This is a genomic window from Nonomuraea longispora (assembly GCF_004348345.1).
Taxonomy (GTDB): Bacteria; Actinomycetota; Actinomycetes; order Streptosporangiales; family Streptosporangiaceae; genus Nonomuraea; species Nonomuraea longispora.
In genome coordinates this window covers 45,362-52,312 of sequence record NZ_SMJZ01000035.1, presented here as the reverse complement: position 1 = coordinate 52,312, position 6,951 = coordinate 45,362, and the positions used below count along the sequence as shown (strand labels likewise).

At 70.0% G+C, this 6,951-nt stretch carries 9 protein-coding genes; 6 read left to right on the top strand and 3 right to left on the bottom strand.

From position 1 onward, the window contains the following. From E1267_RS45620 to E1267_RS12275, 4 genes are all read left to right on the top strand, one after another. The coding region (locus E1267_RS45620; RefSeq protein ID WP_220449441.1) for an ATP-binding protein at positions 1 to 241 on the top strand (241 nt) is incomplete at its 5' end. Further along, positions 187 to 951, top strand: coding sequence for an alpha/beta fold hydrolase (locus E1267_RS12285; RefSeq protein ID WP_132332555.1), 765 nt, complete (start codon positions 187 to 189; stop codon positions 949 to 951). The genes E1267_RS45620 and E1267_RS12285, both read left to right, overlap by 55 nt. A 23-nt stretch (positions 952 to 974) precedes the next feature. Continuing rightward, positions 975 to 2,240 carry a cytochrome P450 gene (locus E1267_RS12280; protein WP_246063789.1) on the top strand — a complete coding sequence of 422 codons (1,266 nt, stop codon included), beginning with the start codon at positions 975 to 977 and terminating at the stop codon, positions 2,238 to 2,240. Then, entirely contained in the window at positions 2,237 to 2,923 is a 687-nt protein-coding gene (locus E1267_RS12275; protein ID WP_132332554.1) for an IclR family transcriptional regulator, read from the top strand. The genes E1267_RS12280 and E1267_RS12275 overlap by 4 nt, the downstream gene beginning before the upstream one ends. 15 nt (positions 2,924 to 2,938) lie before the next feature. On the opposite strand, the gene E1267_RS12270 is transcribed toward E1267_RS12275, so the two are convergent. Together E1267_RS12270 and E1267_RS12265 are read right to left on the bottom strand one after the other, a co-directional pair. Then, positions 2,939 to 3,169 (bottom strand): hypothetical protein, encoded by a 231-nt coding sequence (locus E1267_RS12270; RefSeq protein ID WP_132332553.1) that lies wholly within the window; start codon positions 3,167 to 3,169, stop codon positions 2,939 to 2,941. 157 nt (positions 3,170 to 3,326) lie between these two features. Continuing rightward, positions 3,327 to 5,123 carry a glycoside hydrolase family 2 protein gene (locus tag E1267_RS12265; protein ID WP_132332552.1) on the bottom strand — a complete coding sequence of 599 codons (1,797 nt, stop codon included), beginning with the start codon at positions 5,121 to 5,123 and terminating at the stop codon, positions 3,327 to 3,329. Between the two features lie 145 nt (positions 5,124 to 5,268). On the opposite strand from E1267_RS12265, the gene E1267_RS47865 reads away from it, so the two are divergent. After that, complete coding sequence (locus E1267_RS47865) at positions 5,269 to 5,403, top strand: twin-arginine translocation signal domain-containing protein (RefSeq protein ID WP_132332551.1); 135 nt, start codon at positions 5,269 to 5,271, stop codon at positions 5,401 to 5,403. A 286-nt stretch (positions 5,404 to 5,689) separates the two neighbouring features. Further along, positions 5,690 to 5,857, top strand: coding sequence for a hypothetical protein (locus tag E1267_RS12255; protein ID WP_220449440.1), 168 nt, complete (start codon positions 5,690 to 5,692; stop codon positions 5,855 to 5,857). Positions 5,858 to 5,864: 7 nt separating this feature from the next. Here the strand turns inward: E1267_RS12255 and E1267_RS12250 are convergent, their stop codons facing one another. Beyond that, positions 5,865 to 6,845 (bottom strand): LacI family DNA-binding transcriptional regulator, encoded by a 981-nt coding sequence (locus tag E1267_RS12250; protein WP_165959575.1) that lies wholly within the window; start codon positions 6,843 to 6,845, stop codon positions 5,865 to 5,867. Positions 6,846 to 6,951: the final 106 nt, after the last annotated feature.

Genomic DNA, 6,951 nt, shown 5'->3' with positions numbered 1-6,951 from the left:
CGACTTCTTCGCCGAGAGCGGGCGCGGGTTGTTCCTGGTGGAGGCACAGGCCGACCGGTGGGGCGCGGTCCAGCACAAGAACGGCAAGTACGTCTGGTTCACCCTGCAGTGCCACGGCGGACAGCCCGCGAGCGAGACGCAGCCCGCCGACCCCCCCCGGTTGCCACGAACGCTAAGGAGAACACCATGGCCCCCGTCGTCCTCCCCCACGACGTCACCGGCTCCGGACCGCACCACGTGATCGTGTTGCACGGCTGGTTCGGCGACCGCACCTCCTTCCGCAAGGTCCGCCCCTATCTGAACGGCGACGCCTTCAGCTACGCCTTCCCGGACTACCGGGGGTACGGCGAGGCACGCGACCTCACCGGCGACTACTCCCTCGCCGAGATCTCCGGCGACGTGATCGCGCTCGCCGACAAGCTGGGCTGGGAGACGTTCTCCCTGGTCGGTCACTCGATGGGCGGGACGGCGATGCAGCGCGTGATGGTGGACGCGCCCGGACGGGTGCGCCGGCTCGTCGGCGTCTCCCCCGTGCCGGCCTCCGGCGTGCCGTTCGACGAGCAGAGCTGGGCGCTGTTCTCCGGGGCCGCCGAGGAGCCCGGCAACCGCCGGGCCATCATCGACCTCACCACCGGCAACCGGCTTCCCGGCGCGTGGCTCGACGAGATGGTGGCCGGCTCGCTGGCCAACGCCACGGTGACGGCCTTCCGCGCCTACCTCGACGCCTGGGCCAAGACCGACTTCCACGACGAGGTGACCGGTTCGGCCACGCCGGTGCTCGTCATCGCCGGCGAGCACGACCCCGCGTTGTCCGCCGACGTGATGCGGGGCACCTGGCTGCAGTGGTACACCGACGCCGAACTGCTGACCTTCGCCGACGCCGGCCACTACGCGACGGACGAGACGCCGCTCGCCCTCGTGTCGGCCATCGAACGTTTCCTGGCCGCCTGACCGATCCCCTTGGAGGGTTGCCCGTGAGTACGACGGTCAACGTGTTCGACCCGCGTATCTACGCACAGGGCACCCCGCACGAGACGTACCGCCTGCTACGTGACCACGAACCGGTGCACTGGCAGGAGGAGCACGAGGTCGGAGACTGGCCGGCCGGGCCGGGGTTCTGGGCGGTGACCCGCCACGCGGACGTCGTGCGCGTCCTGCGCTCGCCCAGCGAGTTCAGCTCCTGGCTCGGCGCCACCCAGATCCGCGACCCCGACCCGGCCGACCTGTCGTTCATCCGGCGGATGATGCTCAACCTCGATCCGCCGGACCACGGCCGGCTCCGGCGGATCGTCTCCGGCGTGTTCACGCCGAGGCGCATCGAACGTTTCACCGCCGGCATCGCGGCGCGGGCCCGGCTGCTCCTCGACGAGATCGCCGAGCGGGGCGAGTGCGACCTGCCGGTGGACGTGACCGACGACTATCCGATCCACAACCTGGCGGATCTGCTCGGCATCCCCCTCGCCGACCGCGACCAGATCCTGGAGTGGACCAACCGCGTGATCGGCTACCAGGACCCCGACCATGCGACCGTCGAGCGCGGCCCCGACGGCAAACCGGTCAACCCGCGCTCCCCGGCGATGCTCAAGGACATGTTCGCGTACGCCCACGCGCTGGCCGACCGCAAACGGCGCGAGCCGGCGGACGACCTCATGACGGCCCTGGCCACGGCCGAGGTGGGCGGGCAGCGGCTCACCGATCCCGAGTTGTCGATGTTCTTCTTCCTGCTGGTCATCGCGGGCAACGACACCGTGCGCTCGGCCCTGCCCGGCGGGCTGGCCGCGCTGCTCGGCCATCCCGTCCAGCATCGCCGGCTGCTCGACGACCCCGAGTTGCTCGATTCCGCCATCGAGGAGATGTTGCGCTGGCATCCACCGGTGCTGAGCTTCCGCCGCACGGCCGTACGCGACGTGGTGCTGGGCGAGCGGCACATCGCCGCCGGGGACAAGGTCGTCGTCTTCCACGGCGCCGCCAACTTCGACGAGCGGCGTTTCCCCGACCCGATGCGGTTCGACATCGCGCGCCGGCCCAACGATCATGTCGCGTTCGGCGACGGGCCGCACGTGTGCCTCGGCGCCCGCTTCGCCCGGCTGCAGTTGCGCACGTTCTACAGGGAGCTGCTGTGGCGGCTGCCGGACATGCGGCTCGCCGGGCCTCCCGAGCGGCTGGTGTCGAACTTCATCGGCGGCATCAAGCACCTTCCGCTGACCTACACCCCTTCTCCTCGCCTGGGGGCCGCATGACCGCCGACCGCCCCGGCGCCGCGGGCTCGAAGACCATCGACACGGGCCTACGGCTGCTGGAGATCCTCAAGGACCATCCTGACGGGCTGACGATCACCCAGCTCGCGCAACTGGCCGGGATCCACCGCAACGCGGTCTCCCGCCACCTCGTCGCGCTCGGCAACCACCGGCTGGCCGCCAGGGTCGGCAACCGCTTCACCCTGGGCCTCGGCATCGTCGAGCTCAACGCCGCCGTACGGCACCGGCTGCGCACCGCCGCCTCCGCGGCGTTGCAGGCGCTGGCCGACACGTGCAACGCCACCGCGTTCATCACGGTGCTCGACATCGACGAGAGCCAGGCGGTCGTGCTCACCGTGGCCGAGCCGCGCGCCTCGCGCATCCACGTCACCTACCGCGCGGGCACCCGGCACCCCTCGAACCGGGGCGCCTCGGGGATCGCGATCCTCGCGGGCCGCCGTCCCCGCGACGGCGAGCGCTCCGAGATAGCGCAGGCACGCGCCGCCGGCTACTCGGTCACCGAGGGGGAGCTGCAGCCGGGAGCGTGGGGCGTCGCCGCCCCGATCTCCATCGCGGGGCGCCCGGCCGACGCGAGCGTGGGCATGGTGACCATCGGTGAGCGTGACGCGGACGAGATCGCACCCATCGTGCTCAGCGCCGCGAGGGAGATCGCCGGTTTCCTCTAGGGCACGGGACTGTGCTCAGCGCACGCCCTTGACCAGGTGGATCGCGGCCGCGCCGAGCAGCACGAAGCAGGCGGCGATGACGAACAACAGGCCCTTGCCGAACCCGGACACGGTGACCGCGACCAGGAAGGACGTCACGTCACCCGCCATCCCGACCCAGGCCAGGCCGATGGCGGCCAGCGCGGCGGAGCCGAAGACGAAGGGTTTGCGGCGTCCCGTCCGGTCCGAGAGCCATCCGCCGAGCAAGGCGCTGAGCAGGCTGGCGACCGTGAGCTAGACGGACGACACGAACATCAGATTCGCCGCGGCCGCCTGTGGCCGGCGCAGGTGGTCGAGCAGGTAGAAGACCTGGTACGCCACCAGCGCCGAGAAAACAGGGCGACGCCGCACACGCGCGTCGAGGTCACCGTTCGGAGGCGGCGGTCCTCGACTGGACCTGCCGAACCCGCTCCACGTCCAGCTTGGTCGTGCGGTCGAACCGGTAGATGCCGTTCTCCTCCTGGAACACGTCGGTCAGCTGGGTGTAGCAGTAGCCGAACATGTCGGGGTTGTCCAGCAGCACCTCGGTCAGCCCGGCGAACCGCTCGTGGAACTCGTCCTCGGTCCGGACCCGCTGCCCGTACCCCCAGGACGTCTGCCGGTCCTTCCTCTGCGCTGTCCCTGCCAGCTCGGGGTTCCACCAGATCCCGCCGTACTCGCTGACGAAGTACGGCTGTCCCCGGTAGGCCACGGAGATGGGCAGACCGTCGACGTCGTTGACGAACGGCTCGTCCTTGCTCAGGCCGGCCATCAGCCCGGCGAAGGCTGAGGGCTCCTGTTCGTAATTGTGTGAATCGTAGATGTCGGTTTCCAGCACGCGGTGGCTGTAGCCGGACGCGTCGATGACCGGGCGGGTGGGATCGGCGAGCTTCGTGGCCAGGAACATGCCGCGGGTGACGTCGTCGAGCTGGGCGACGCGGTCGTGGATCGGCTGGCGGGTCTCGTTGAGCGGGCACCAGCCGATGATCGACGGGTGGGAGACGTCCCGTTCCAGAACCTCCAGCCACTGGGTGACGAAGGACGCGGTCGGCCGCTGCTCGCGCCCGTCGTGGGCGCCCCAGTCGCCGAACTCCCCCCACACCAGGTAGCCCAGCCGGTCGGCGTGGTAGAGGAAGCGCTCCTCGAACACCTTCTGGTGCAGGCGCGCCCCGTTGAAGCCCGCGGCCAGCGCCAGCTCGATGTCCCGCAGCAGCGCTTCGTCGCTGGGCGCGGTCATGAGGCCGTCGGGGTAGTAGCCCTGGTCGAGGACGAGCCGCTGGAAGACCGGGCGGCCGTTGATGAGGACCCGCTTGCCGTCGATCGCGACGGAGCGCAGCCCGGCGTAGGCGTCCACGGTGTCCGTGACGGCGCCGCCGGCGTCGAGCAGTTCGACCTTCACGTCGTAGAGGTGGCCGTCGCCGGGCTCCCACAGGCGCACCCGGTCCTCCGGGAGCTGCAGGCGCAAGGACGGGGCGAGGTCCGCGTCGGCGCGGGCGGTCGCGGTGGCGACGGCGCCGTCCTTGTCGGCGACGGTCACGCGGACCGAGCTGCCGGGACGGTTGCCGGACAGCGGGGTGACGACGGTGAAGGAGGAGGTCGCGACGTCAGGGGTGATGCGCGGGCGGCGCAGGTGCACGTCAGGGACGGGCTCCAGCCACACGGTCTGCCAGATCCCCGTCGTGCGGGTGTAGAGGCACTCGTAGTTCGCGTACCGGGTCGACTGCTTGCCCCGCGCCTGGGGTCCGTGGCGGGTGTCGCGGGCGCGTACCACGATCGTGGCGTCCTCGCCGGGGCGCACCACGCCGGAGAGGTCGGCCGTGAACGGAGAGAAGCCGCCGCGGTGGCGGGCCACCTCGACACCGTTCACCCACACGGTGGCGTCGTGGTCGACGGCGCCGAAGTGCAGCAGCGACCGCCGGCCCGCCCACGCGCCGGGGATCGTCACGGTGCGGCGGTACCACACCGCCTCCATGAAGTCGGTGTGCGCGAGGCCGGACAACTCCGACTCGGGCGCGAAGGGGACGGTGATCGTCCCGGAGAGCTCACGTTCACGCAGGCCACGTTCCAGGCCGGAGTCTCCTGCGTCGATCTCGAACTGCCACGGCCCGTTGAGGTTGAGCCAGTCCTGCCGGACCATCTGCGGGCGGGGATATTCCGGTCGAGGCACGGCGGAACTAGGCATTGTCAACCTTCCAAAAATCACAAAAACTGACAAAACAAAACCTTTTGCTACGTAGCAGAGTGTGTCACACTCCCTCCAACCGGAGTCAACATCCGGCTATCCCCGGTGTGAAGGGCTGGCCGGACCCTCTGCGAGGAAGCACCTTATGAGCAAGTGGCCCGATTCCCGCCTCTCTCGGCGAAGGGTGCTGCAGGCCGCGGGACTTTCCGCACTGCTCGCCGGTTGCGGTACGAACCCGCCGCACGCAGCACCCGGGAGATCGTCTTCTGGCATCTCATGACCGGTGGCGACGGCGAGCGGATGAACGCGATCGTCAGCAAGGCAGACGCCGCCATGCCCGGCGCCGAGATCAAGCAGGTCGTGCTGGCTGAAGGGCATGGGCCGGGAGTTCAAGAAACTCACCGGCTCCGACTACGGGCTCTCGTACGGATTTCTCGGGGACGGCGCCCAGCTGTGGCGCCTGTATCGACGGCGAGGTCGCCTCCAACAGCGCCGACTACGCCACAGCCAGCTCGTGGTTCCTCAGCGGCAACCCCGACGAACAGCGGCGGGCCTCGAGCTTCCTCATGACGCTGCCCGTCGGCCTTGAGACCGTCTCCACCGGCTTCGGCATCGTCTTCGCCGAGAACATGGCCAGGTCCGTGCTGGCCGCGCTGCCCCTGATCGTGGTGTTCCTGTTCTTCCAGCGGCAGATCATCAAGGGCATCGCCACCACCGGGCTCGGCGGTCAGTGACCGGCCCTCATTGACTGGACTCGCGCACCTTCAGCTGGAAGTCGACCACGACGTGCGACGCTCGCCCGCCGGTCTTGCCGGTGATCTGCTCGTGGAGCATCGCGACGGCGTGGGCGGCCATCGACTCGACGTCGGGGGAGACGGAGGTCAGCGACGGCGTGGAATAGCGGGCCTCCTCGACGTCGTCGAAGCCCACCACCGCGACGTCCTTCGGCACCCTGATGTCCCTGGCCTGCAGCGCCCGGAGCGTGCCGAGGGCGATGGAGTCGTTCATCGCGAAGATGGCGTCCGGCATCGGGCCGCCGGTGTCGATGTGCTGCTCGATCGCCTGCCGGCCGCCCTCGCGGGTCCAGTCGGCCCTGATCAGCAGGGTCTCGTCGGTGGGCAGCCCCGCCTCCGTCACACCGTCGAGGAAGCCCCGCACCCGCGTGCGTGCCGTCAGGCCCCCATCGGGGTCGTAGCCGAGCAGCATCAGCCGCCTCCTGCCCGTCTCGGCCAGGTGGCGGGCCACCGCCGTGGACGCGTCGCGGTTGGGGATGCCGACGTGGTGAACCTCCCCCTCCAGCACCTCGTCGCCCATCAGCACGATCGGGAAGTCGGCGCGGCGGCGCTGCCCGTCGCCGGGCCGCAACGACAGGGCCATCATGATCGCGCCGTCGGTGAGCTGGTTGCGGCCGCCCGTCAGCACCGCCAGCTCCCGCTCCCTGTCGGATCCCGTCAGCTCGATCAGCACGGTGTAGCCCAGCGCCTCGGCCTCGCGCACGACCGGGTCGGCGAGGTCGGCGAAGATGCGGGCCCTGAAGTCGGGGACGACGAACGCGATGAGCCCGGTGCGGGCGGAGCGCAGGCTGCGCGCGGCCGCGTTGGGCACGTAGCCCAGCATCGCCATGGCGTCGAGCACCCGCTCGCGGGTCTCCGGGCGGACGTAGGCGTAGTCGTTGACGACGTTGGAGACCGTGCGCTGGGACACCCCGGCCACACGAGCCACATCATGCATGCTCACGGCCATCGCTCAACGCCTTTACCCGGGGACGGTATCAAAGAGCCCTTATCGTACTGTTCACGGCCTGGCGATCTCATCGAATTTTCGCCAC